Below are 23,606 nucleotides of genomic sequence, written 5' to 3' on the forward strand. Positions count from 1 at the left end.
CAAACCCGGCTCACTCCTCACGCTCACGCCCGGTCCCCCTTGTCGACGGCCAACCCGCCGGTGGCCGTTCCGGTGGCCTCGATGTGCCGGTCCACCTCGGCACCGAGGCTGCGCAGGATGTCCAGCACCAACCCGATCACGACCAGATACACGCCGATGTCGAAGAAGAGCGACGTGACCAGATGGGCGTCGCCGACCAGTGGCAGGGCTCGGTCGACCTTCGCGCTCTCCAACACCGTCCCGCCGACCAGCAACGCCACCACGCCACTGCCCACCGCCATGGCCAGCCCGGCGCCGAGAATCGCGCCGGCGCCGATCGGGGCCGCCTCGGTCAGTTCGTACCGGCCGCCGGCCAGATAGCGCACCACCAGGGCGAGACCCGCCACCAGTCCGCCGGCGAACCCGCCGCCCGGCGCGTTGTGCCCGGAGAAGAGCAGGAACAGCGAGAACAGCACCACGGTGTGGAAGATCAGCCGGATGACCACCTCCAACACGATCGAGCGACGTTCCTCATAGAGGGTCGGGCCACCGCGCAGCCAGACCGGTCGGCCGCGTCCACCCACCCCCTGCTCGGAGTCGGGCCGGCGTGGCCGTGGCCCGGTGCGGGAGCGCTCGAAGATCAGGCTGGCCACCCCTGTCGCGGCCACCACCAGCACCGCCAGCTCGCCCATCGTGTCCCAGGCCCGGATGTCGACGAGGGTCACGTTGACCACGTTGCGGCCGTACCCGTGCACCACCGCCAGGTCGGGAAAGGCGGCGGAGATGTCCGGCGCCCGGCGCGCGCCGACGGCGGTGAGGGCCAACCCGGCGGCCACCAACCCCGCCGCCACCCCGATCACCCGACGGGCCCAGCGGGTACGGCGCAGCGGGCGGGCCGAGAACCGCTCCGGCAGGCGACGCAGCACCAGCACGAAGACCGCGATCGTCGACGTTTCCACCAGGAACTGGGTGAGCGCCAGGTCGGGCGCTCCGTGCAGCACGAAGAGCATCGCCGTGCCGTAGCCGGTCATGCCCACCAGCAGCATCGCGGTCAACCGGCGACGGGCACCGACCGCCAGCACCGCCGCCACCGTGATCACCAGGACGACCACCGGTTGCAGAGGGCTGTCCCAGAGCGGAATCCGCGCCCGCCAGGGGCTGGCGGAGATCATCGCCGCACCGGGCACCAGCACCAGGGTGACCAGGATGATGCCCAGATACTGCGGCAGTGAGCCACGCTGGGTCGCGCCGGTGACGTCGATGGCCAGCCGGTCGAACCGGCCGATGACCCACTCGTACCCCTGGTTTCCACTCACCGGTGATCGGAGCCGGGCCAGCACCGGGGCGAGCGGCCCGCGCACGGCGAAGAGCAGGCCGCCGCCGACGAGCGCCAGCACGGACAGGCCGAGCGCCGGTGTCGGTCCGGCCCAGAGCGCCAGGTGCGCGTCGACCCCGCCGAGCAGATCGGCGTACGGGCGCAGGAGGTGGTCCAGCACGCTCGCGGCCGGACCGGCGAGCAGACCGACACCGGCGAGCACCGCGGGCGGGACCAGCAGCGACGCGGCGATCGGCCCCGGCGGGACCGGCGCCACACCGGGCCGGTCGGCGAATGCGCCCCAGAGGAAGCGGGCGCTGTACGCGACGGTGAGCACCGTGCCGGCGACCAGGCCGGTGAGCAGCACGGGCTGGTCGGTGAACGCCCCGAACACCGCCTCCTTGGCGACGAAGCCGACCAGCGGCGGCACACCGGCCATCGACGCCGCGGCCAGCACGGCGACCACGAACAGAGTCCGGGACCAGTGCCGCACCCCGGACAGCTCGCGCAGGTCACGGGTGCCGGCACCGTGGTCGATGATGCCGACGACCAGGAACAGCGCCGCCTTGAACAGGGCGTGCGCCAGCAGCATCGCGGTGCCGGCCAGCGCGGCGTCCGGGGTGCCCGAGCCGGTCACCGCCACCAGCAGGCCGAGCTGACTGACCGTCCCGTACGCCAGCAGCAGCTTGAGGTCGGTCTGGCGCAGCGCGGCCCATCCGCCGAGCAGCATGGTCGCCACGCCGGCGACCTGCACCAGCGGCCGCCACGGGCCGACCGTGGCGAGCACCGGGGCGAGCAGCCCGACCAGGTAGACGCCGGCCTTGACCATGGCGGCGGCGTGCAAATAGGCGCTGACCGGCGTGGGTGCCGCCATCGCCACCGGGAGCCACGAGCTGAACGGCAGCACCGCCGACTTGGACAGGGCACCCGCCAGGATCAGCAGCACGGCGCCCACCAGGTACCCGCCGCCGGGCAGCGGCTGTGCGCTGATCTCCGACCAGCGGTAGGTGCCGGCGTGCTCGCCCAGCATGATGAAGCCGACCAGCATGGCGAGGCCGCCCAGCGTGGTGACTGTCAACGCCTGCGCCGCCGCCCAGCGGCTGGACCGCCGTTCGGTGCTGTGCCCGATCAGCAGGTACGAGAAGATCGTGGTCAGCTCCCAGCCGACGTAGAGCAGCAGCAGGTCGTCGGCGAAGACCAGGACGAGCATCGCGCCCGCGAACGCGACCAGGACCGCGGCGAACTGCGCCAGCCCGATGGAACCGGCACCGAAGTAGCGGGCGCTGTAGACCAGCACCAACGCGCCGACGCCGCCGATCAGCAGCGTCATCAGCCAGGACAGTGTGGTGAGCCGGAACGCGATGTCGAGGCCCAACTGCCGGATCCACGGGTACGTCTCGACCACCGCCCCGCCGTCGGCGACGGCCGGGGTGCGGGCCACCGCCCAGCAGAACGCTGCGGCCGGCGCGAGCGCCAGCGGGTAGCACGCGCGCGGACCCCACCAGCGGACGAGCAGGGGCGCGGCGAGGGCCGCCACGAGATGGAGGATGAGCAGTACCAGCACCTGCGCTCCCGATCGACATGGCCGACGCCCGTGGCAGCGGTGGCGCCTAGCAGCGATCAGACGCCAGTTCCTCCCCCGCCGGGCGGTTTTGCCGGAATTCGCCCGGACAGCCGCAGCCCTAACCCTCAGCTCAGGCCGTTGATTAAGAGGTTTGCGTCAGGAACGCGGGCGCGGATGACGCAAACCTCTTGATCAACGTGGAAGAGGAGGTGCGGTGTCGTCAGCGCAGCAGGGCGTTGTTGAGGGGTTGCGCGTCGTCGGGGGTGGGGCGGTCGCGACGGAGCACGGCCAGCAGGTCGAGGCGGCCGAGTTGGCGGGCGACCCGGTCGACCACCCGCTCGGCGGCGGTCAGCGACCGCACCGACAGCAGGCGGCCACGGCTCTCGCGACGGAGCACGAAGTAGTGCACGGCAACGCGGACCTGACCCCGGTCGGCGGCGCTGGCCTGGGCGGTGCAGAGAACCATCTCTCGCAGACAGTGGGCGAGGCGTTCGGCGAGCTCGAGCTCGGGGCCGTGCAGGCCGGCGCGGAGCGCGGCGAGGTGGCTGTCGACCTTGCGAATCAGCACGTCGGTGCCCGGTTCGACGGTGCGCTGCTCGCCGGCCATCACATCCCCTCACCCCGGTTCGCGTTGCGAGTGAAGTTACTTTATGTTGCTCCTTAGAAGCAAGCAGTTAAGTGAGACTTAACGTATTAAGCGCACCTTCCGCGCTTTTTGCCTTTAGCTGGCTCATTCCGTCGTGAGGTCGTTAGTGGATGTCGGACCGGCGGGGCACGATGGACCGGTGACCGGGGCAGAAGCAGACGCCGGTGCGGTGCTGGCCGGGTTCGGCCCGGCCACCCGCGCCTGGTTCGACAACGCCTTCGCCGCCCCGACCGCCGCGCAGACCGGCGCCTGGCGGTCGGTCGCCGCCGGCCGCAACGCGCTCGTGGTGGCGCCCACCGGCTCGGGCAAGACACTCGCGGCCTTCCTCTGGTCGCTGGACCGGCTCGCCCGCGAGCCAGCACCGGCCGAGGCCCGCCAGCGATGCCGCGTGCTCTACGTCAGCCCGCTCAAGGCCCTCGCCGTCGACGTCGAGCGCAACCTGCGCGCCCCGCTGGCCGGCATCCGGCAGGCGGCCACCCGGCTGGGCGTCGCACCGCCCGACATCACCGTCGGCATGCGCACCGGCGACACGCCCGCCGACGAGCGACGAGCCTTCGCCCGCACCCCACCCGACATCCTCATCACCACACCCGAGTCGCTGTTCCTGCTGCTCACCTCCGCGGCTCGGGACTCGCTGCGCGGCGTCCAGACGGTGATCGTCGACGAGGTGCACGCGGTGGCCGGCAGCAAACGCGGCGCCCACCTCGCGCTCTCCCTCGAACGCCTCGACGAGCTGCTGCCCGCCCCGGCGCAGCGCATCGGCCTCTCGGCCACCGTCCGGCCGATCGACGCCTGTGCGCACTTCCTCGGCGGCGCCCGCCCGGTCGACGTGGTGCAGCCGGCCACCCCTAAGACCATCGAGGTCAGCGTGGAGGTCCCGGTGGAGGACATGACCCGCCTCGACGAGCAGGAGCAGCCACCGGAGGACGACCTCGGCGGGCCCGGGCCACGTCGGGCGTCGATCTGGCCGGCCGTGGAGGAGCGGGTCTTCACCCTCATCGGGCAGCACCGCTCGACGATCGTCTTCACCAACTCCCGGCGCAGTGCCGAGCGCCTCTGCGCAAGGCTCAACGAGCTGGCCGCCGAGGCGGTGGCCGCATCCGCGGCGGGCGAGGGCGCGATCGGCGTACCGGAGGGGTTGCCGGCCGGCGACGACCCGGCGGGCGACGACGGCCCGGCATCCGGCGCGCGGCGTTGGGGTGGCCCCGCCGGTCCGCTGCGCAACCGGCCGCCGGCCGAGGTGATGGCCCAGTCCGGCGCGGCCACCGGCGCGGCGCCCGTGATCGCCCGCGCCCACCACGGCAGCGTCTCCCGGGAGGAGCGCAAGCACATCGAGGAGGCGCTCAAGTCCGGTCAGCTCCCGGCGGTGGTGGCCACCTCCAGCCTGGAGCTGGGCATCGACATGGGCGCTGTCGACCTGGTGGTGCAGATCGAGGCGCCGCCCAGCGTGGCCGCCGGCCTGCAACGCGTCGGCCGGGCCGGGCACCAGGTGGGCGCGGTCTCGCGGGGGGTGGTCTTCCCCAAGCATCGCGGTGACCTGCTCTCCTGCGCGGTGGTCGCCGAGCGGATGACCGCCGGCGCGATCGAGGAGCTGCACTACCCGCGCAACCCACTGGACGTGCTGGCCCAGCAGATCGTCGCGATGGTGGCGCTGGAGCCGTGGCCGCTGGGCGATCTGGCAGTGCTGGTCCGCCGGGCCGCGCCCTTCGCCGAGCTGCCCGACTCGGCGCTGCACGCCGTGCTCGACATGCTCTCCGGCCGCTACCCGTCCACGGCGTTCGCCGAGCTGCGCCCCCGACTGGTCTGGGACCGGGCCACCGACCTGCTCACCGGCCGCCAGGGAGCGCAGCGCCTCGCGGTGACCAGCGGCGGGACGATCCCCGACCGGGGCCTGTTCGGCGTGTTCCTGGCCGGCGCCGAACGGGCCGCCCGGGTCGGCGAGCTGGACGAGGAGATGGTCTACGAGTCCCGGGTCGGCGACGTCTTCCTGCTCGGCTCGTCCTCCTGGCGGATCGAGGAGATCACTCCGGACCGGGTGCTGGTCTCGCCCGCGCCGGGGCAGGCCGCGCGCATGCCGTTCTGGAAGGGCGACCAGCTGGGTCGGCCGGTGGAGCTGGGCCGGGCCATCGGCGCCCGGGTACGCACCCTGCTGCGCCAGACCGACGAGGCGGCCCTGGCCGCGCTGCGTGACGGAGGGCTGGACGACTGGGCCGCCGGCAACCTGATGGCCTACCTGCGCGAGCAGCGGGAAGCCACCCGCTCGTTGCCCGACGACCGCACGGTGGTGGTCGAGCGGTTCCGCGACGAGCTGGGTGACTGGCGGCTGGCCGTGCACAGCGTGCTCGGTGCCCGGGTCAATGGACCCTGGGCCCTCGCTGTGGGCCGCCGGCTGGCCGAGCGGTACGGGGTCGACGCCCAGGTGATGCCGTCCGACGACGGCATAGTGGTGCGACTTCCGGACACCGCCGACGAGCCGCCCGGCGCCGACGTGGTGGTCTTCGAGCCCGACGAGATCACCCAGCTCGTGGAAGAGTCGGTAGGCACCTCCGCCCTCTTCGCCGCCCGTTTCCGGGAGTGCGCCGCCCGGTCCCTGCTGCTGCCGCGCCGCGACCCGCGCCGCCGCCAACCGCTCTGGCAGCAACGACAACGCGCCGCGCAACTGCTCGACGTCGCCCGCGAGTACGCGGACTTCCCGGTCACCCTGGAGGCCGCCCGGGAGTGCCTCCAGGACGTCTTCGACCAGCCGGCGCTGGCCGGGTTGATGCGCGACCTGGCCACCCGCAAGGTGCGGCTGGTCGAGGTGGAGACCAGCGCGCCGTCGCCGTTCGCGCGGTCGCTGCTCTTCGGCTACGTCGGCGCGTTCCTCTACGAGGGCGACGCCCCCCTGGCCGAGCGCCGCGCCGCTGCCCTCGCCCTCGACTCCACGCTCCTCGGCGAGCTGCTCGGCCGGGTCGACCTGCGGGAGTTGCTCGACCCGGCGGTGCTCACCGAGACCGACCGGCAACTGCGGTGGCTGACCGATCAGCGCCGCCCCCGCGACGCCGAGGACGTCGTCGAGCTGCTGCGGGTGCTCGGTGACCTGAGCGACACCGAGTTGACCGAGCGGGGTGTGCCGGAGACGTGGCTCAGCGAGCTGGAGGCCACCCGCCGGGTGTTGCGGGTCCGGATCGCGGGCGAGCAGCGCTGGGTGGGCGTCGAGGACGCCGCCCGCCTGCGTGACGCCCTCGGCGTGGCGCTGCCGATGGGGGTGGCCGAGGCGTACCTCGCCCCGGTGGCCGATCCGCTCGGTGACCTGGTGGCCCGCTACGCCCGCACCCACGGGCCGTTCGCCGCGGCCAGCTGCGCGGCCCGGTTCGGGCTCGGGGTGTTCGTCGTCGAGCAGGCGCTGCGCCGGCTCGGCGCCACCGGTCGGGTGGTCTCCGGGGAGTTCACCCCGGATTCGGCCGGCGCCCAGTGGTGCGACGCCGAGGTGCTGCGGATGCTGCGCCGCCGCTCCCTCGCCGCGCTGCGCCGGGAGATCGAGCCGGTGCCGCCCCGGGCGCTGGCGACGTTCCTGCCACGTTGGCAGCAGGTCGGTTCGTCCGCCCGAGGTGTGGAGGCGCTCGCCGCCACTGTGGAGCAGTTGCAGGGCACCGCGGTGCCGGCGTCCGCGCTGGAGCGGTTGGTGCTGCCCGCTCGGGTCGCGGACTACTCCCCCGCCCAGCTCGACGAGCTGTGCGCCAGCGGGGAGGTGCTCTGGGCCGGGTCGGGCGCGATCTCCGGGGGCGACGGGTGGGTCACCCTGGCGTACGCGGACGCCGCGCCGCTGCTGCTTCCACCCCCGGACGAGGCGTTGACCCGTACCCCGCTGCACGACGCGGTGCTCGACGCGCTCGGCGACGGGCAGGCGCTCTTCTTCCGCCCGCTGGCCGACCGGGTCGGCTCGACCGACGACGCCGCGTTGACCGGGGTGATCTGGGACCTGGTCTGGGCCGGGCACCTCAGCAACGACACCCTCGCCCCGCTGCGCGCGGTGCTCGGCGCCGGCGGCGCGCACCGCTCCCGGCCGTCAGCGCCCCGCACCCGTTACCGGCGGCCCGGTCGGGTGGCGCTGCCGACCCGGGGTGGCCCGCCGACCGTCGCCGGCCGGTGGTCGCGTCTCCCGGAGCGGGACCTCGACCCGACCCGACGCGCCGCCACGCTCGCCGACCTGCTGCTGGAGCGGCACGGGGTGGTCACCCGGGGCGCGGTGATGGCCGAGCAGGTGGTCGGCGGGTTCTCGGCGGTCTACCCGGTGTTGTCGGCGCTGGAGGAGCGCGGCGCGGCCCGCCGGGGTTACTTCGTCGAAGGGCTCGGGGCGGCGCAGTTCGCCGTACCCGGTGCGGTGGACAGGCTGCGCGCGCTGGCCGAGCCGACCGACGGCGCCCGGGGTCGGGGCGCGGTGGCCACGGTGCTCGCCGCGACGGACCCGGCCAACCCGTACGGCGCGGCGCTGCCCTGGCCGGAACGGGTGATCGACTCCGGCGACGGTGCCACCCCGGCGACCGGGCACCGGGCCGGCCGCAAGGCGGGCGCCCTGGTGGTGCAGGTCGGCGGTGACCTCGTCCTCTACGTCGAACGCGGCGGCCGGACGTTGCTCTCCTTCACCGACGACACCGACACGCTCGCCGCGGCCGGCAAGGCGCTCGCCGACGCCGTCCACTCCGGGGCGTTGGGCGCGATGTCGGTGGAACGGGCCGACGGTGAGGCGGTGCACTCGTCGCCGCTGCGGGACGCGTTGACCGCCGCCGGCTTCCGGGCTACCCCCCGCGGCCTGCGCCTGCGCGGCTGACGCCAGGGCCCGCCGAGGGCAATCCGGCAGAGAGCCTGATGTCTGTGAGTCATCACGATGACTCACAGACATCACGGTCAAGAGAACGACATGCTTGGGCCACGCTGGCACATCAGCCCAGGCCGTTGAGGACCTTCTCGTAGCGTGGCCGGTCGGCGGCCGGGGTCTTTGCCTCCAGGTAGTTCAGCACCACAGCGCCACGCCGGTACGACTGACCACCCCAGGTCTCCGCGATGTCGCTGGCGCTGGTCTCGTCCGGGAAGACGTAGACAGTGACGGCGTCGGTGGCCATCAGCTCGGAACAGCCCAGGCCGAGGCCGTCCGGCCCGCAGTCGACCGAGCGGTCCTTCGGGCGCGGCACCTTCAGGCCGGCGGCCCGGAAAGCGTCGACGACCTGTTTCGCGCCGGGCGCACTGGCCGGGCGCTTCGGCAGCACCACCGGCGGCGGGCTCGCCGGCCGTCGCTGCGTCGTGCCCTGTGCGGAGGCGGAGGGCGGGGTCGCGCCGTCGGCGCTGGGTGCGGCTTGGGGCGTCGGCAGGCCGGTCGGGGCCGCCTCGGATGAGACGGATGGGGTCGCGGTCGGGCTGCCGTCGTCGTCACTGCCACAACCGGCGCTGAGGGCGACGGCGACCAGCAGGATTCCGACTGCGGGGAGGTTCCGAGTTGTCACCAGGGCAGTCTGCCCAACGTCCTCCGGCGGCGGGAGGGGCCGGTCGGCCACTGCGCTGTCCCGTATCCGCCAGCACGCCGCGGTTCTACTAGCGTGCGGGCATGTCCGCAGTGCCCTGGATCTCGCTGACCACCGACTACGGCCTCACCGACGGCTTCGTGGCCGCCTGCCACGGGGTCGTCGCCCGGATCGCGCCGGCCGCCCGGGTGATCGACGTGACCCATCTGGTGCCGCCGGCGGATGTCCGGCGGGGTGCCGCCGTGCTGGCGCAGACCGTGCCGTATCTGCCGGTGGGAGTGCACGTGGCGGTGGTCGATCCGGGCGTGGGCACCGCTCGACGGGGGGTCGCGCTGGCCACCCCGGGCGGGTTGCTGGTCGGACCGGACAACGGATTGCTGCTGGACGCGGCCACCGCGCTCGGTGGGGTGACCGACGCGGTCGAACTGACCGGGTCGGGCTGGCTGGCCTCCCGGGTGTCCCACACGTTCCACGGCCGCGACGTCTTCGCACCGGTGGCGGCCCGGCTGGCGCTCGGCGCGCCGCTGGCCGACGCGGGCCCGCCCGTCGACCCGGCCGGGCTGGTGCGACTTCCGACGCCGACGCTGGCCCGGGACGCCGAGGGCTTCACCGCCGAGGTGCTGACAGTGGACCACTTCGGCAACGTCCAACTGGCCGCGCCGGCCGAGCTGCTCGATCCGCTGCCGGCCACGCTCCGGGTGGGCCCGCCGGGGCCGACGCCGGCCCTGGTGGCGGTGCGCGGGCGGACCTTCGGCGACGCCCCGGCCGGTGGCCTGGTGGCGTACGTCGATTCGGCCGGTCTGGTCGCCGTCGCTGTCAACGGCGGGCGGGCCGCGGACCTCCTTGCGGCCTCCCCGGGGGACCTCCTGCGGGTATCGGGCTGATGTTCGACTGTGGAATGCTTCTCCGGTGGGTGAGCATGTGGTTCCTGTGGGCTGTCCCTGCTGTGCATCCCGGACCGGCGGGGGGACCTGCCCCGTCTGTTTCTGGACCGACGACGGCCAGACCGACGCCGACGCCGACGCCGTCCGGGGCGGTCCCAACGGCGATCTGAGCCTCACGCACGCCCGTCTCAACTACGCCGTCTACGGTGCCAGCCACCCGCGCTACCAGGACATGGTGCGCACGGCTCGCCCCGACGAGCGCCCCTGACGTTGACGGAGCGCCCGACGGGGTGAGCGTTGCTCAGCAGACCGGCACGCTGCCGCCGTACACGCTGGAGATGTACGCGTGGCTGACGTACTGGCCACTGGCCAGACGGTTCCAGCGGGTGGTGGTCCGGTAGGGGCCGGCGACCGACTGACCGGTGACGTAGCACTGGATCGGCACGTGGGCCAGCCGGGCGGCGAGGCCACGCGTCGCGTACGACGTGCTGGCCCCGGTGCGGATGTTGAGCGGCCCGTCACCGACCACGCCGCGCGGCCCGCCTCCGGTCCACAGGTAGGCAACGTCCACCCAGGCGTTGGTGGTCAGCCGCAACCCGTCCCAGAACGTGCCGTCGGCAAGGTCGATGCCGGCCGGGTTGAGCACGGTGCGCCCGAACTGGTCCCGTCCGCCGTTGTAGCCGGACTGGTACGCCGCCTGCGCCTCGGGCCGACCCTGCGGCAGGTTCTTCCAGTTCTCCCGGACCGACGAAGGGTTCCAGTAGTCGTCGCGGGTGTTCCACGGCCCGACGTCCCAGACCGGGGCGTACTCGCATCGGGAGCCGCTGGTGGTGCAGACCCGCACCGTGTAGTCGCCGGTGTTGAGCGGGGAGAGCCCTCGCCGCGACGGCAGCGCCGCGAAGTGGTCCCGGGGTTGCACGGTACGGCCGTTGGCGGTCAGCTCACCGACCAGCCCGATGCGGGTGGCGTACACCCGATAGGTGCGGCCGGGTGTGGCGGCGGAGACGGCGGCGTTCGCGTCGGCGGTGAGCCGCACGCCCCGGACGGTCGCCGTGGCGCCGCCGTTCGGGGCGGTGAGCACCACCCGGGTCTGCACCCGGGTGACCGGCCGGTCGAAGACCGCCCCGACGGTGGCCGCCCGCCACTCCGTCCAGCCGGCGGCCCTCCAGCCGCGGACCTGCGCCTCCACTGTCGCCCCGGCCGGAACCGCGGCGTTGATCTCGGCGCGGACCCGGGTGGCTGGCCGGGCGAGGGTGCGGGGCGCGGTCAGCAGCATCCCCTCGGCGACCGCGCTGTGCGGGCTGCGGACGCCGCGCTCATTGGACCGGGCCTCCCGCAGGCGGAGGCCGGCGGCGGTACGCCGGACGTTGACATCGTCGCTGTCGACGATGGTGAGGTCGGCGCTCCACAGTTCGCCGCCGGGTGCGGCGGCGACGAGGGTGATCGGAGCGCCGCTGGGTGCGGCCGGGGCAGGACCGGTCGCGGGTAGGAGCGCTGTGGTGAGCAGGAGGGCGAGGGTGGCGATGAGGGCGACGGATGGGATACGACAAGAGGGTCGCGTCATGGGCATTCTCCTCAGAACCCCCTGACCTTCGCATGTCAGGAGATCATGAGGAACCTGAGTACAAATAGCGACACATGCGAATCTTGCTCGACAGAGGGAGGATGGCAGGGTGCCCGAAGGCGACACCGTCTGGAACACCGCGCGCGTGCTGCACCGCGCGCTGGCCGGCGCGCGGATCACCGGCAGTGACTTCCGGGTGCCGCAACTGGCGACCACGGACCTCACCGACTGGACCGTCCGCGAGTCGGCCAGCCGGGGCAAGCACCTGCTGCTGCGGCTCAACGCCCCGACCGAGGAGCACTGGACCCTGCACTCCCACCTGCGGATGGACGGCGCCTGGCGGGCGTACGCCCCGGGGGAACGCTGGAGCGGCCGGCCCGCGCACCTGATCCGGGTGGTGCTGCGCAGCCCCGGCGCTGTCGCGGTCGGCTACCACCTGCACGATCTGACGCTGGTGCCAACCGTCGAGGAGGACCAGCTGGTCGGCCACCTCGGCCCCGACCTGCTCGGCGCCGACTGGGACCCGGCCGAGGCGGTCCGTCGGCTCGCCGACCACTCGGAGCAGACCATCGGCGAGGCGCTGCTCGACCAGCGCAACCTGGCCGGTGTGGGCAACCTCTACAAGTGCGAGGTGCTGTTCCTGCGGGGCGTGTCACCGTGGACCCCGGTGGGCGGAGTGCCCGACCTGCCAGGCCTGGTGGCCCTCGCGCAGCGACTGCTCGCCGCCAACCGGGGCCGATGGACGCAGAGCAGCACCGGCTCACTGCACCGGGGGCAGACCAGCTACGTGTACGGCCGCCGCGCCCAGCCCTGCCGCCGCTGCGGCACCGCGATCCGCAAGGAGGAACTGGGCGAACGGGTCACCTACTGGTGCCCGGTCTGCCAGCCCGAGCGTCCGGGCCCGCCGAGATCCGGCTGACCAGGCTCTCGCCAGACGGGATCCATGGCAGAAACGGACGATTGGGTAATTCCTAACCGGCCGTCGGAGTCGCATGCTGCGGTTGAGCGCTCACCGACCGTCAGCAGAGTGCCGAGGTCCTCCACGCCGGGGTGGCGGACCTCGCGCCCCGAACCGGGGAGAGTCATGGCGATGTTCCGCAGACTCCGCTCCACCTTCTTCGAGCGGACCACCCGCGACGCCGACGCCGACGGCGGGGCGGCGTCCGTGCCGGCCCCCCGTACCGCCGAGGAGGCCGTTGTCACGTCGAGCCTGGACCCGGCCGTCGTGCCCCGCTACTTCGGCCCGGTGCCGAACTTCGCCCACAGCCCTCGCCCGACACGGGGCCCCGACGGGCAGGTGGTGGCCGGGACCGGGCTGCGCAAGTTCGTCGACCCACTGCCCCTCCCGGGCCAACCGGGCAACGGCGACCTCGGCAGCCGCCTACCGGTGGCGGTGCCGGACACCATCAGCTACCCGGGCTGCGACTACTACGAGATCGGCCTACAGGAGTACGCCCAGCGCCTGCACCGGGACCTGCCGGTCACCCGGCTGCGCGGCTACCGGCAACTCAACCTGGGCACCGACCCGGCCGGACACAACACTGTGGCGCCTCCGGAGCGGCAGTGGCACCTCGGGCCGATGATCCGCGCCCGTAGGGGTCGACCGGTCCGGGTGAAGTTCATCAACCAGCTCCCCACCGGTCGGTCCGGCGAGCTGTTTCTGCCGGTCGACGAGACCATCGAGGGGGCCGGCCTGGGCCCACTGGACGGACCGGCGCCGTACCCGCAGAACCGGGCCGTACTGCACCTGGCCGGGGCGCAGACCGGCTGGACCAGCGCGGGCAACCCGGGGCAGTGGATCACCCCCGCCGGCGAGATCACCCCGTACCCGACCGGGCCCGGCCTGGCCCACGTGCCGGACATGCCGGCGCCCGGCGCCGGCGCCACCACGCTCTACTTTCCGAACGAGCAGAGCGGCCGGCTGCTGTGGTTGCACGACAACACCCTCGGTCTGGCCCGGCTCACCGTCTACGGCGGACAGCTCGCGCTCTACCTGCTCACCGACCCGGCCGAGGACCAGCTCGTCGCCGACGCGGTGCTCCCGGCCGACCAGGTGCCGTTGGTGATCGAGGACAAGACGTTCGTTCCGGACGACACCCAACTCGCCGCCGAGGACCCGACCTGGGACCGGGAACGCTGGGGCGCCCGGGGCAGCCTCTGGCACCCGCACGTCTACCAGCCCCGGCAGAACCCGTACTCCTCCGGCGGACGCAACCCCACCGGCCGGTGGGACTACGGACCCTGGTCCCGCACCTCCGACGCGGACGACGCCCGCACCGACGGCTGGGTGGCGAACCCGTACCACGACCCGGTCGGCGCGCCGGACGAGCCGCCGCTGAGCCCCGGCGTACCGCACCCGTCGGCCGTTCCCGAGGCGTACGGCGACACCCCGCTCGTCAACGGCGTCGCCTATCCGTACCTGGAGGTGCGGCCGCGCGCGTACCGGTTCCGCATCCTCAACGCCTGCCTGGACCGTAGCCTCAACCTCCAGCTCTACCGCGCCTGCTCCGACGCGCCGATGTGGACGGCCGACGGGGCGCTCGCCGACGCCGACGCCGGTGAGGTGCCGATGGTGCCCGCCGCCCGAGCCGCGGACCGTCCGGCGGGGTGGCCGGCCGACGGACGCGACGGCGGTGTCCCGGACCCGCGCGCCGCCGGCCCGGAGTTCATCCAGATCGGCAACGAGGCCGGCCTCCTGCCGGCGCCGGTGGTGCTGCCGAACCAACCGATCCGCTACCGCTACGACCGGCTCGACCCGACGGTGCTGAACGTCGACGGACACACGGTGCTGCTCGCCCCGGGCGAACGGGCCGACGTGCTCGTCGACTTCTCCTCCGTGCCGCCGGGCAGCACGCTGATCCTGTACAACGATGCTCCGGCCCCGCTGCCCGGCTTCGACAGTCGCTACGACCAGCACACCGACGCCCCGGACCGCAGCGCCGAGGGCGGCCCTCCTCAGACCGAACCGGGGTACGGCCCGAACACCCGCACGGTGCTCCAGTTCCGGGTCACCGGAACGCCCGAGTCGCCGTACGACCTGAGCCGGCTGCGCGAACGGCTGCCCCTGGCGTACGCGGCCAGCCAGCGCCCACCGATCGTCCCGCAGCCGGCGTACGACCCGGCGTTCGGCACCCGGACCCCGGCGCAGACGACGGTGCCGGTGCACGCCACCACAGTGACGTTCACGCCGACGGCCGGCACCGGCCCGGTGACAGTCCCGATCGCTGTGAAGGCCGTACGGCAGATCTTCGAGCCGGACCACGGCCGGTCGGCGGGCCGGCTCGGCGTCGGGCACCCACACGCCGGGCCGTGCAAACCGACAACGCTGCCGCTCGCTGCTACCGACCCGGTCACCGAGGTGCTCTTCGCCACCGACCTCGCCGTGCCGGTGGGCTCCCCCACCGACGGCACGCAACTCTGGCGGATCAGCGGCGACGTCCGGCAGACCGAGCCGTTGCACGTCGCCGGCTGCGACGTGCAAGTGATCAACCGCGTCGGCTGGGACGGCACCCTGCGACTCCCGCACGGCACGGAGCTGGGCTGGAAGGGGATCATCCGGGTCAACCCCCGGGAGGACGTGGTGGTGGCGCTGCGCCCGGTCGCGCCGGTGCTGCCGTTCAAGCTGGGAGACAGCGTCCGGCTGCTCGACCCCTGTCGCCCGGCCGGAGCGCGGACCGGATCGACGCCGGTCAGCCCGATCGACGGTCGACCGGCCACAGTGGTCAACCAACTGGTCAACCTGGGCTGGGAGTACCGCTGGCACAGTCAGCTCGCCGGCCACCGCGACGGCGGAATGAGCCGGCCGCTGGTGCTGCGGGTGGCGCCGAAGGCACCGACCGGGCTGACCGCCACACCGGTGCCCGGCTCGGCCACCGCGCTACCCGCGATCGCGCTGGCCTGGACCAGCAACGGCGGACGACCGCCCGCCACCAGCCACCTGCTGCAACGGGCCACCGACGCGACCTTCGGCGGCGAGGTCACCACGATCACCGTCGCGGCCGCCGCCACCCGCTACACCGACGCGACGGTCACCCCCGGGGTGACCTACCACTACCGGATCCGGGCGGAGAACGCGGCCAGCTACTCGTCCTGGTCGAACGGGGTACCCGCCTCGGTGCACCTGGCCGCGCCGAGCGGTCTGGTCGCGACGCTCCCGCCGGCCGCGCCGCTGCGCGTGGCGCTGCGCTGGACGAACCGCTCGTTCGCCACCGGCATCGACGTGCAACGGGCCACCAACCCGACGTTCACCAGCGGCCCGGGCACCACGGCGATCGGGGTCGGCGACAACCACCTGGACGCCACGGTGGCACCGGACACCACCTACTACTACCGGGTGCGGACCACCTACCTGGGATCCGCCTCGGCGTGGTCGACTGTCGCCACTGTGACCTCGCCACCCGCGCCGGGGACCCCCAGCGGGGTGAGCGCCGCCGCCAGCGCACCCGGGCCGGACACCGCGACGGTGGTCCTGGCCTGGGAGGCGAGCACACCCGGCGGTCCGGGGTCCGGGTTCATCGTGCAGCGGGCGCTCGACCCGGCCTTCGAGCACGAGGCGGCCACCTTCACTGTCACCGGCCGCGGCTTCACCAACACCGGGCTGACCCGGGGCGTCACGTACCACTACCGGATCCGGTCGTTCAACGTCGTGGGTACCTCGCCGTACACCGGGACGGTAGTGGTGACGACACCACAGTGACCGACCCGGCGTCCGCGCTGCGGTCGCGACGCTCCCGCCGTCGGCGCGGTGTCTCGGCGGGTGCGCCGTCAGCGCGTCGGCGCGCGCAGCGGGGTGCCGACGGCCCGCAGTTCGGCAAGCGCCCCGGCGACCCCGTGCAGCAGGTCGGTCGCCTCGGTGAGCCGGTCGGCGGCCGGGTGGGCGGTCTCCGGTCGGGAGTCCTCGGCCAGGTAGCCGGCGGCGGCGACCACCAGCCGTTCGTACGCCGCCACCCCGCCCTCCAGTTGAGCGGTCAGCGCGGCGTGCGCCTCGGCCAGCGGCGGCCGGGCGTCGACCGGGGCCAGCCGCAGCGCGCGTTCGACGCTGGCCACCCGCGCGGCCAGCTCGCGCAGCGAGCGGTCGGCGGCGGCGGCCTCCAGCACCGCCGGCTCGGCCAGCCCGGTGAGCCGGGGGGCCATCCCGGCCAGGGTGAGCGCCGCCCGGTCCAGTCGGGCCCACTGCTCTCCGGCGCTGGTACCGCGCAGCGCGATCCGGGAGCGGACCCGGCGCACCTCGGCCAGCACGCCGGGGCCGACCGGCAGCCGCTCGACGGCTGCGATCAACCGGGCCCGCGACCGGGCCGCCGCCTCGGCCGGGTCGAGCGCGGGGGGCGCCGGCTGGGCGGCCAGGGCGCGTACGTCGATCCAGCGCCAGGCGGCGAGCGCCACCGCGCTGCCCGCGGCGCCGGCCCAGGCCGCGTCGGGCAGACCAAGGCCGGCGTACGGAGTCAGCACCACCGCAGCGCCGCCGAGCCCACCGGCCAGCACGCTCCACCGTCGGGCCGACCGGCGAAGCCGACCCAGCCTCCGGAAGTACCGTGTCCGCTCGTCTGCCACAGTGACCCCCCTCGATCCGGTCGTTCAGCCGGCGGCGGTCGGGTCGCCGGTGCCGCGCTCGCGAGCCATGCTGGCGCGCAGCTCGTCCAACCGGGCGGCGGCCGTCGGATCGTTGGCCGGGCCGGTCTTCTCGGCCTGCGGCACCGCCGGTCGCTGCGCCGCGCCGCCGAGCTGCTCGCCCGCCATGCTGGAGCGGATCTGCTCCAGCCGGGCGGAGCCAGCCGAGTCGATAGTGGCCTTCTGAATTTCCAACATACGGCCCTCGACGGAGTTGCCGGCCAGTTCGGCGCGACCCATCGCTGTGGCGTACCGCCGCTCGATCCGGTCGCGCACCTCGTCGAGCGACGGGGTGTTGGTGGGCGCGGTCAACGACGACATCGACTCCAGCGAGCGGGCCACCGTCTCCTGCATCTTGGCCTGCTCCAGTTGGCTGAGCAGCTTCGTGCGCTCGGCGAGCTTCTGCTGGAGGATCATCGAGTTGTTCTCGACTGCTCGGCGGGCCTGGGCGGCGGCGCCCAGCGCCTGGTCGTGCAGGGTCTTCAGGTCCTCGGTGGCCTGCTCGGCGGAGACGAGCTGGCTGGCCAGGGTCTGCGCGGACTGCTCGAACCGCACCGCCTCGGCCTCGTCGCCCTTGGCCCGGGCCTGGTCGGAGAGCACCAGGGCCTGCCGCGCGTTGCCCTGCAACCGCTCGACCTCGGTCATCTGCCGAGACAGCTTCATCTCCAGCTGACGCTGGTTGCCGATCACCGCGGCCGCCTGCTGAACCAGCGCCTGGTGCTGCCGCTGGGCATCCTCGATGGCCTGCTGGATCTGCACCTTGGGGTCGGCGTGCTCGTCGATCTTCGCACCGAAGAGCGCCATCAGGTAGTTCCAACCCTTGACGAACGGGTTCGCCATCTCCGCGGTATCCCCTCAGTAGCGTCGCTCCACCACGGCCGGGCCGGCTCAACCGACCGACCATGACCGGCCGGTCTCCATCGTCCCAGCCGAACGCCAATGAGGCATCCGTACCGGGCGGTCGACAGCACCGGCGGCTCCTGCGAGCAACCCTACTTGGCCGGGGCCAGCCCGCCCATGGTCAACCGGATCGGCGGCTCAGGCCGCGCAGACCACGTCCCGGTCGCGCTCGTTCGGGCGGACCCGGGTGCTGCGCAGTGTGGCCTTGAGCGGCGAGTCCTGGCGGACCGACACAGCGACCTTGCCGTCGGAGGTCACCTGGCGAACACCCCGGTTGGCGTTCTTGGCTGCGGCGTCGGCCGGCTCGTCCTGCATCGAGACGAGCACCCCCGGCATCTGCTCGGCGAGCGCCACTGTGTCGCTCACCTCAAGAAGCAGCTCGGAGAGGCGGGCGCCGAGGGCGTCGCAGATCGCGGCGAGCAGCTCGCTCGACGGTTCCTTGTGCCCGCGTTCGATCTCGGAGAGGTAGCCGAGGCTGACGTTGGCGGCGGTGGAGACCTCACGCAGCGTGCGCTGCTGGCCCTGCCGGCGCGCTCGCAGTGCGTCACCGATCACCCGGCGTAGCAGGATCATCGCACCTCCCCCTGAGGGATACCTCGCGCCCGCCGCTGGGGCGGCCGGCCGCGGCGGACCGCGCCGACCCCGAACGTCGGAGCCTTCCCGCAACCGTACCCGTTGCGGGCCCGGGCGACATCCCGCCCCGCCCGTCGGTTCGCCGGGACGGGCTCACCGGGGCGCGCCGCCGCCCGTGTGGCGTCGGCTTGGGTGGCTCTGACCGCTTCGGCCCCTGGCGTTCATGAGTTCGCGGCGGCCAGCCGCTCGGCGAGCAATCGCAGCGCCTCGACCACCGCGCCCGCGCGGACGTGGTCGCGCCCGCTGCCCAGGTCGAGCTGGCGGACCTCGCCGCCGTTCGGGCCGGCGACCGCGACGTAGACCAGGCCGACCGGTTTCCCGTCCTGCGGCTCCGGGCCGGCGACCCCGGTGGTGGCCAGTCCCCAGTCCGCGCCGCACCGCTGCCGGCCGCCCTCGGCGAGCGCCGCCGCCACCTCCGGGTCCACCGGGCCTCGCTCGGACAGCAGGTCATCCGGTACGCCAGCCAAGGTCGCCTTCAACTCGGTGGCGTAGACAACGAGGCCACCCCGGTAGACCCCGCTGACCCCGGCGATGTTCACTATCGAAGCGGCCAGCGACCCGCCGGTGAGCGATTCGACGGTGGCCAGGGTCTCGTGCCGCTCGGCCAGCCGGTGCACGACCGCAGCCGCCGCGCTGCCCACCTCGGCACCGTCCACCTCGGCGCCATTCACCCCGGCACCACTCGCCCCAGGACCACTCACCCCAGCACCGCCCGCCCCGCCACCGTTCACCGACACCCAACCAGTCCTTCCCCGCCCACCAGTCCCCAACCCAACTCCCTGCCCCTGCCCCACCCCTCGACCCAATCGCGTCGATCATGAAGTTAGCGTCGCGACACGCCGCCCCGACTGGCGATAACCTCATGATCAACGGGGGGAGAGGGCCGGAGGCCGGGGGGAGAGATGGGTCAGCGGGGGCGGCGGAGGCGAAGGGCTTGGGCTATGTAGTCGAAGCCGGTGGCGACCGTGACCAGGACGGCGGCCGCCATGATCCAGGGGCCGACGGCGGCGAGCGCGGCCGGCATCGGCCAGAGGTACCAGGCGATGGCGAGGATCTGAAGCGCGGTCTTGACCTTGCCGCCCCGGCTGGCGGCGATGACGCCGTGCCGGATCACCCAGAACCGCAGCCCGGTGATGCCCAGCTCGCGGACGAGAATCAGCGCCGTCACCCACCAGGGCAGTTGGTCGTACCAGGAGAGCAGGACCAGCGCCGCGCCGGTCAGCGCCTTGTCGGCGATCGGGTCGGCCACCTTGCCCACCGAGGTGACCAGCCCGAAGCGGCGGGCGATCCAGCCGTCCACCAGGTCGGTCGCCGAGGCCACCGCGAAGATCAGGCAGGCCGCCATCCGCCAACCGGCGTGGGTCATCCCCGACATGATCACCGAGGCGGCGAAGACCGGCACCAGCACCAACCGCAGCGCGGTCAACGCGTTGGCCGCGTTGACGACGGGCACCACGGCCACCACCCGGGCCGGCGTCGACTCCGTCGCCCCGGTCACCGCCGCACTCCGCTCGGGCCGCCGTGGCGTTCCCGGCACCGCACCACCTGGGTCCCCCGCTCCGCTCGGGCCCACCGTCACCGTGCCGCGCCGGGCGCCGCCGAGATCATCTCATCCGGCACGGCGAGCAGGTCCACCCCTTCGGTGCCGGTCACCGTTGCGCGTACCAGATCGCCCGGGCGCAGCGCGGCCAGGTCGACCCCGCCCTCGGCCGGGGCGACCAGGGTGGTGGAACCGTCCACCTCCGGCGCCTGGTGCGCCGCCCGGCCCTCCACGACGCCGTCCTCGATCGAGTCGACGAGCACCTCGACAGTCGAGCCGAGCCGGTCCTCGGCCCGCTGCGAGCAGAGCTCGTCGGCGAGGGCGCTGAGCCGGTCGTATCGGCGCTTGATCGTCGCGGCGGAGACCTTGCCGGGCAGGCCGGCGGCCTCGGTGCCGTCCTCGTCGCTGTAGTCGAACATGCCGATCGCGTCGAGCCGGGCCTCGGTCAGGAACCGGACCAGCTCGTCGACGTCGGCGCGGGTCTCGCCGGGGAAACCGACGATGAAGTTGCTCCGGGCGCCCGCGTCCGGAGCAAGGGCGCGGGCACCGGCCAGCAGCTCCAGGAACCGGTCGGTGGAGCCGAAACGTCGCATCCGGCGCAGCACCGGCTCGCTGGAGTGCTGGAACGACAGGTCGAAGTACGGTGCCACGCCCGGGGTGGTGGCGATCGCCTCGACCAGCCCGGGCCGGGTCTCGGCCGGCTGGAGGTAGCTGGCCCGCACCCGGACGATGCCGGTCACCGCGGCGAGCTGCGGCAGCAGCTTCTCCAACGCGCGGGGGTCACCGAGATCCTTGCCGTACGAGGTGGAGTTTTCGCTGACCAGCACCAACTCCCGTACGCCGGTCTTGGCCAGCCACTCCGCCTCGGCGAGCAGCTCGTCCGGCGTACGCGAGACGAACGCCCCCCGGAAGGCCGGGATGGCACAGAACGCGCAGCGGCGGTCGCAGCCGCTGGCCAGCTTCAGCGAGGCCACCGGGCCGGTGTCGAGCCGCCGACGCAGCACCTGGCGCAGGTGCGCCGGGGTGTGCTCGTCGGTGTCGACGACGGTGCGGGTCACGGTGCCGTGGCCGGGAAGCGACACCGTGCTGTCGCGGCGCTGCACCGGGGTCAGCGGCAGCAGCTCGCGACGGTCCCGTGGGGTGTGCGCGGTGATCTGCTCGCCGGCGACGACGGCGTTCAGCCGGGCGGCGATGTCGGGGTAGTCGTCGAAGCTCAGCACCGCCTGGGCCTCGGGGAGGCTGTCGGCCAACTCCCGGCCGTACCGCTCGGCCATGCAGCCCGCGGCGACCACCTTGGCGCCGGTTCCGGCGGCGGCGAGCAGGGTCTGGATCGAGTCCTGCTTGGCCTTCTCCACGAAACCGCAGGTGTTGACGACCACCACGTCGGCGCCTTCGCCGTCGGTGGTCACCTGCCAGCCGTCGGCGTGCAGGCGGGCGGCCAGCTCCTCCGAGTCGACCTCGTTGCGGGCACAGCCCAGGGTCAGCAGGGCGACGCGACGGCCCTCGGCGTGGTCAGCGGGAGAAGGAGAGGTGGCAGACACCATCCGAGGGTACCGGGCCGGCCGGGTAACCCCACGCACGCGGGCTGCGGGGACGGTCGACACGGAGGCGAACGTCATTCCGGTCAGCGCGCCTCGGCGCCAACCCGGGTGAGCGCGTCGAGGAGGAACACCTCGGTGCCGGCCAGGCCGGTGGAGCAGAAGACCGAGATCTGGTCCGCTGTGGTCCGGCCGGGGACCGCGCCGGCCAGGATGCCGCCCAGGTCGCGCAACCGCCCGGCGTACGGGGGTGTGGCCGCGAGCATCGGCGGCTGGTAGTCCGCCGCCTGGGCCGGTGAATCGGTGACCAGCAGGTCGGCGGTGTCCAGCAGGTCGGTGCCGAACTCGCTGCGGTCGCGCTGCTTGAAACCGACGGCGTTGACGTGCGTGCCGGGGCTGAGGTCGGCGGCGCGGAGCACCGGGGTCGGGCTGGTGGTCGCCAGCACCACCAGGTCCCGCCCGGCGACGGCCGAGCCCGGATCTGCCACCGCACGGGCCGGCACGCCCAGTTCGGCACGGACCCGGGCGGCGAAGGCCTCCCGGCGAGCGGTGGAGCGGCTGTGCACCACCACCTCGCGCAACGGGCGGACCGCGGCGGCGGCCCAGACCTGGGTCCACGCCTGCCGGCCGGAACCGATCACCCCGAGGCTGGCGGCGTCGGGACGCGCCAGCGCGTCGACAGCGACGCCCCCCAACCCTCCGGTACGACGGGAGCCCAACTCCTCGCCGACCGCGACCGCCCGGATCGCCCCGGTCCGGGCGTCGTGCAGCACCACCAACTGCTCGCCCTGCGGGTGACCGAAGGTGTCGTAGGAGCGGAAGCCGTACCACTCGTCGACCAGCTGCCCGGCGGTCAGCACCATCCGCCCGCCGCTCAGCGGTGCGGCGGCCCGGGGCGGCGCGATCAGGCGTCCCTCGTACGCGGCCAGGAGGGCGGCGCGCATGGCGTCGACCGTGGTGGCGGCGTCCAGCGCGGCGGCGACCTCGGGGTCGGCGTACAGCATGGTCATGGTGGCGATACTGCACGTTGAAGTCAGGTAGAGGTCAACGGACCGTGGTGGTGGTCACCGCCCCGCCACCGGGGTCGGTGCTAGCGTCGGCTCCGGCGGCCGGATCCTCGTGGCCGCTCCGGACGAGTGGTGGGCGTACCCGGTCAGGCCAAGACGCCCCGCGTGACGTGCAGACTCGACTCGTCCCGGCGCGACAGCCCGGGCGCTCCCGGTGAGGTGAACGATGGCCTGGCTCGTACTGGTGATCTCGGGACTGTTGGAGACGGCCTGGGCGATCGCCCTGGACCGCAGCGCCGGTTTCAGCCGGCTGGTCCCGTCAGTGGTGTTCGTGGTGACCCTGCTGCTGAGCATGGCCGGGCTGTCGTACGCGCTCCGGGACATCCCCGTCGGCACCGGCTACGCGGTGTGGGTCGGCATCGGCGCGGTCGGCACGGCGCTGGTCGGGATGCTGGCGCTCGGCGAGTCGGCGAGCCTGCCCCGAATCCTCTGCCTGTTGCTGGTGGTGACGGGCGTGATCGGTCTCAAGATCTTCCACTGAGGCGATCGACGACAAGACATGAGACCGGCTTCGCACCAGCACGAACGGGCCGCCGGTCGTCACCGGCGGCCCGTCCCGTTTTCAGCGTCAGGTGCTGTTCGCGCTACAGAGGAACGTGCAGGTGTCGCAGGTGATGAAGGAACCCGCGACGCAGCAGCCCTCGGCCCTGGCATCAGTCATGGACTCTGGCAACTCCTGCAGAGCGTCCACGTCACAACTCACAGCATCACCCCTATCTGGAGATCGTGCAGCCGAAACAGGTCACCACGGACAGCCACGGGTCACAGCAGCCGGCAGCGGCCCGCAGATTCGAGAGAGCGTCCTCGGGCATCCGCTCCATGATTTCGAGTTCAATGGCCTGATCGGGCCACTCGAAACGACTCATGTCGC

19 protein-coding genes and 1 riboswitch are annotated in these 23,606 nt (G+C 73.4%); of the genes, 6 read left to right on the top strand and 13 right to left on the bottom strand.

Features of this window, described 5'->3' with window-relative positions:
- Positions 1-23: 23 nt before the first annotated feature.
- Positions 24-2,858, bottom strand: a complete 2,835-nt coding sequence (locus tag NIE111_RS25100) for a Na+/H+ antiporter subunit A (protein ID WP_238686795.1) — start codon at positions 2,856-2,858, stop codon at positions 24-26.
- Between the two features lie 220 nt (positions 2,859-3,078).
- A complete protein-coding gene (locus NIE111_RS25105; protein ID WP_238686796.1) occupies positions 3,079-3,465 on the bottom strand; it encodes a hypothetical protein in 387 nt (128 codons plus the stop codon).
- A 178-nt stretch (positions 3,466-3,643) separates the two neighbouring features.
- Between NIE111_RS25105 and NIE111_RS25110 the strand changes: the two genes are divergently transcribed.
- Complete coding sequence (locus tag NIE111_RS25110) at positions 3,644-8,314, top strand: Lhr family helicase (RefSeq protein WP_238686797.1); 4,671 nt, start codon at positions 3,644-3,646, stop codon at positions 8,312-8,314.
- A gap of 112 nt (positions 8,315-8,426) precedes the next feature.
- On the opposite strand, the gene NIE111_RS25115 is transcribed toward NIE111_RS25110, so the two are convergent.
- A complete protein-coding gene (locus tag NIE111_RS25115; protein WP_238686798.1) occupies positions 8,427-8,984 on the bottom strand; it encodes a hypothetical protein in 558 nt (185 codons plus the stop codon).
- Between the two features lie 101 nt (positions 8,985-9,085).
- Here NIE111_RS25115 and NIE111_RS25120 point away from each other — a divergent pair, with 101 nt between their 5' ends.
- The gene (locus NIE111_RS25120) at positions 9,086-9,886 is read left to right on the top strand and encodes an SAM hydrolase/SAM-dependent halogenase family protein (RefSeq protein ID WP_238686799.1); all 801 of its coding nucleotides are present in this window, start codon (positions 9,086-9,088) and stop codon (positions 9,884-9,886) included.
- 46 nt (positions 9,887-9,932) lie between these two features.
- A complete protein-coding gene (locus tag NIE111_RS25125; protein WP_091400463.1) occupies positions 9,933-10,154 on the top strand; it encodes a CPCC family cysteine-rich protein in 222 nt (73 codons plus the stop codon).
- Positions 10,155-10,187: 33 nt separating this feature from the next.
- Here NIE111_RS25125 and NIE111_RS25130 read toward each other — a convergent pair whose 3' ends face one another.
- On the bottom strand, positions 10,188-11,450 hold the full coding sequence (locus tag NIE111_RS25130; protein WP_238686800.1) for a DUF8814 domain-containing protein: 1,263 nt from the start codon (positions 11,448-11,450) through the stop codon (positions 10,188-10,190).
- Between the two features lie 109 nt (positions 11,451-11,559).
- On the opposite strand from NIE111_RS25130, the gene NIE111_RS25135 reads away from it, so the two are divergent.
- Together NIE111_RS25135 and NIE111_RS25140 are read left to right on the top strand one after the other, a co-directional pair.
- Positions 11,560-12,369 carry a DNA-formamidopyrimidine glycosylase family protein gene (locus tag NIE111_RS25135; protein WP_238686801.1) on the top strand — a complete coding sequence of 270 codons (810 nt, stop codon included), beginning with the start codon at positions 11,560-11,562 and terminating at the stop codon, positions 12,367-12,369.
- A 165-nt stretch (positions 12,370-12,534) separates the two neighbouring features.
- Positions 12,535-16,146: a hypothetical protein gene (locus NIE111_RS25140; protein WP_238686802.1), complete on the top strand. Its 3,612-nt coding sequence runs from the start codon at positions 12,535-12,537 to the stop codon at positions 16,144-16,146.
- Between the two features lie 68 nt (positions 16,147-16,214).
- Here the strand turns inward: NIE111_RS25140 and pspM are convergent, their stop codons facing one another.
- The 7 genes from pspM to NIE111_RS25175 form a co-directional block, all read right to left on the bottom strand.
- A complete protein-coding gene (gene pspM / locus NIE111_RS25145) occupies positions 16,215-17,000 on the bottom strand; it encodes a phage shock envelope stress response protein PspM (protein WP_238686803.1) in 786 nt (261 codons plus the stop codon).
- Between the two features lie 24 nt (positions 17,001-17,024).
- Entirely contained in the window at positions 17,025-17,897 is an 873-nt protein-coding gene (locus tag NIE111_RS25150; RefSeq protein ID WP_238686804.1) for a PspA/IM30 family protein, read from the bottom strand.
- Positions 17,898-18,095: 198 nt separating this feature from the next.
- Positions 18,096-18,530 carry a helix-turn-helix domain-containing protein gene (locus NIE111_RS25155; RefSeq protein WP_238686805.1) on the bottom strand — a complete coding sequence of 145 codons (435 nt, stop codon included), beginning with the start codon at positions 18,528-18,530 and terminating at the stop codon, positions 18,096-18,098.
- Positions 18,531-18,751: 221 nt separating this feature from the next.
- Positions 18,752-19,261, bottom strand: a complete 510-nt coding sequence (locus tag NIE111_RS25160; RefSeq protein ID WP_238681857.1) for a CinA family protein — start codon at positions 19,259-19,261, stop codon at positions 18,752-18,754.
- A gap of 236 nt (positions 19,262-19,497) precedes the next feature.
- Positions 19,498-20,088 carry a CDP-diacylglycerol--glycerol-3-phosphate 3-phosphatidyltransferase gene (gene pgsA, locus NIE111_RS25165; RefSeq protein ID WP_238686806.1) on the bottom strand — a complete coding sequence of 197 codons (591 nt, stop codon included), beginning with the start codon at positions 20,086-20,088 and terminating at the stop codon, positions 19,498-19,500.
- A gap of 77 nt (positions 20,089-20,165) precedes the next feature.
- Entirely contained in the window at positions 20,166-21,674 is a 1,509-nt protein-coding gene (gene rimO / locus NIE111_RS25170) for a 30S ribosomal protein S12 methylthiotransferase RimO (RefSeq protein WP_238686807.1), read from the bottom strand.
- Between the two features lie 80 nt (positions 21,675-21,754).
- On the bottom strand, positions 21,755-22,678 hold the full coding sequence (locus NIE111_RS25175; RefSeq protein ID WP_238686808.1) for an ornithine cyclodeaminase family protein: 924 nt from the start codon (positions 22,676-22,678) through the stop codon (positions 21,755-21,757).
- A gap of 92 nt (positions 22,679-22,770) precedes the next feature.
- Positions 22,771-22,841: riboswitch (guanidine-III (ykkC-III) riboswitch) on the top strand.
- 60 nt (positions 22,842-22,901) lie between these two features.
- Between NIE111_RS25175 and NIE111_RS25180 the strand changes: the two genes are divergently transcribed.
- Positions 22,902-23,216, top strand: a complete 315-nt coding sequence (locus NIE111_RS25180; protein ID WP_238686809.1) for a DMT family transporter — start codon at positions 22,902-22,904, stop codon at positions 23,214-23,216.
- Between the two features lie 87 nt (positions 23,217-23,303).
- On the opposite strand, the gene NIE111_RS32465 is transcribed toward NIE111_RS25180, so the two are convergent.
- On the bottom strand, positions 23,304-23,438 hold the full coding sequence (locus tag NIE111_RS32465; protein ID WP_353962154.1) for an ALQxL family class IV lanthipeptide: 135 nt from the start codon (positions 23,436-23,438) through the stop codon (positions 23,304-23,306).
- A gap of 10 nt (positions 23,439-23,448) precedes the next feature.
- Positions 23,449-23,601, bottom strand: coding sequence for a hypothetical protein (locus tag NIE111_RS25185; RefSeq protein ID WP_238686810.1), 153 nt, complete (start codon positions 23,599-23,601; stop codon positions 23,449-23,451).
- Between the last annotated feature and the right edge of the window lie 5 nt (positions 23,602-23,606).

This window comes from Micromonospora hortensis (genome assembly GCF_022230935.1).
Taxonomy (GTDB): domain Bacteria; phylum Actinomycetota; class Actinomycetes; order Mycobacteriales; family Micromonosporaceae; genus Micromonospora; species Micromonospora hortensis.

Coding starts and splice junctions, on each gene's coding strand:
- NIE111_RS25120 (WP_238686799.1), top strand. CDS start 9,086: ATGTCCGCAGTGCCCTGGATCTCGCTGACCACCGACTACGGCCTCACC.
- NIE111_RS25150 (WP_238686804.1), bottom strand. CDS start 17,897: ATGGCGAACCCGTTCGTCAAGGGTTGGAACTACCTGATGGCGCTCTTC.
- NIE111_RS25105 (WP_238686796.1), bottom strand. CDS start 3,465: ATGGCCGGCGAGCAGCGCACCGTCGAACCGGGCACCGACGTGCTGATT.
- NIE111_RS25130 (WP_238686800.1), bottom strand. CDS start 11,450: ATGACGCGACCCTCTTGTCGTATCCCATCCGTCGCCCTCATCGCCACC.
- rimO (WP_238686807.1), bottom strand. CDS start 21,674: ATGGTGTCTGCCACCTCTCCTTCTCCCGCTGACCACGCCGAGGGCCGT.
- NIE111_RS25180 (WP_238686809.1), top strand. CDS start 22,902: ATGGCCTGGCTCGTACTGGTGATCTCGGGACTGTTGGAGACGGCCTGG.
- NIE111_RS25185 (WP_238686810.1), bottom strand. CDS start 23,601: ATGAGTCGTTTCGAGTGGCCCGATCAGGCCATTGAACTCGAAATCATG.
- NIE111_RS25155 (WP_238686805.1), bottom strand. CDS start 18,530: ATGATCCTGCTACGCCGGGTGATCGGTGACGCACTGCGAGCGCGCCGG.
- NIE111_RS25175 (WP_238686808.1), bottom strand. CDS start 22,678: ATGACCATGCTGTACGCCGACCCCGAGGTCGCCGCCGCGCTGGACGCC.
- NIE111_RS25140 (WP_238686802.1), top strand. CDS start 12,535: ATGGCGATGTTCCGCAGACTCCGCTCCACCTTCTTCGAGCGGACCACC.